This window comes from Phytoactinopolyspora endophytica (assembly GCF_004138495.1).
Taxonomy (GTDB): domain Bacteria; phylum Actinomycetota; class Actinomycetes; order Jiangellales; family Jiangellaceae; genus Phytoactinopolyspora; species Phytoactinopolyspora endophytica.
The window spans coordinates 56,125-57,301 of record NZ_ML142876.1 but is presented as its reverse complement, the minus strand read 5'-3'; the positions used below and the strand labels follow the sequence as shown (position 1 = coordinate 57,301).

General features: G+C 65.7%; 2 protein-coding genes. Both read left to right on the top strand.

Features of this window, described 5'->3' with window-relative positions:
- Positions 1 to 1,063, top strand: a 1,063-nt coding sequence (locus ELR45_RS32420; RefSeq protein ID WP_129669979.1) for a sensor histidine kinase, incomplete at its 5' end; no start/stop codon positions are given.
- A partial coding sequence (locus ELR45_RS42370; protein WP_476704146.1) for a response regulator occupies positions 1,060 to 1,177 on the top strand: 118 nt, incomplete at its 3' end. The genes ELR45_RS32420 and ELR45_RS42370, both read left to right, overlap by 4 nt.

Sequence of the window (1,177 nt, the reverse complement as noted above, 5' to 3'; positions counted from 1 at the left end):
ACGTACGTCGCCTATGCCCGAAGGGGCAGACGAAGTCGTGGCCGTCCTGCGGTCCAGCGCCATCGTTCTCGACGCGAACACCAACGTGGTCAAGGCCAGCCCGTCCGCTTACGCGTTCGGCCTCGTCCGGCAGGACAAGATCACCGTTCCCGAGCTGCTGGAGCTGGCCGAGAAGGTCCATCGAGACGGGCAGATCAGAGAGGTCCAGCTGCAGGTTCCGCGTTCTCGCGACTCCACCCAGTCGCTGCATGTGCTGGCGCGGGTCGCACCGTTGGGCGACCGGCTGGTGCTCGCGTTGGTGGAGGATCGCACTCACGAGATCCGTGTGGACGAGGTCAGGCGAGACTTCGTGGCCAACGTCTCGCACGAGCTCAAGACTCCGGTGGGCGCGATGCTGCTGCTAGCCGAAGCCGTCCAGGATGCCAGCGACGACCCGGAGGCCGTGCAGAGGTTCGCCGAGCGCATGCAGCAGGAGGGAGACCGGCTCACGCGGTTGGTGCAGGAGATCATCGACCTGTCCCGCTTGCAGTACGACGACCCCGTCGACTCGCCGGATCCGGTCGAGATCGACGAGGTGGTCGGTACCGCCCTGGATCGGAGCCGGGTGGACGCCGACAACCGCAAGATCAGGCTCACCTCCGGCGGCGTTGAAGGTCTCCAGGTGCTGGGCAACGAGAAGCAACTGGTCATCGCCGTCGGTAACCTCATCGAGAACGCGGTACGGTACAGCCCTGAGGGAACCCGGGTGGCCGTCGGCGTCCGCGAACGGGAAGACCTCGTAGAGATCAGCGTGACCGACCAGGGTCAGGGGATAGCCGAGACCGAGCTCGACCGGATCTTCGAACGCTTTTACCGGGTCGATCCGGCGCGTTCCCGGGAGACTGGAGGTACCGGTCTGGGTCTGTCCATCGTCAAACACATCGCCGCCAGCCACGGCGGCGAGGTCAGCGTGTGGAGTGTGAGGGGCGCCGGGTCGACGTTCACCCTGCGTCTGCCGCTCCACCCATACCGTCCGGGACGACCGTCCGGGAACGTATCGCAGGTTGCAAAGGAGGCACCGTGACTCGAGTGCTCGTCGTCGAGGATGAGGAGTCCTTCAGCGACGCACTGTCGTACATGCTGAAGAAGGAGGGTTTCGAGGTGGCGGTCGCCGCGACCGGTGACGAAGCCCTCGACG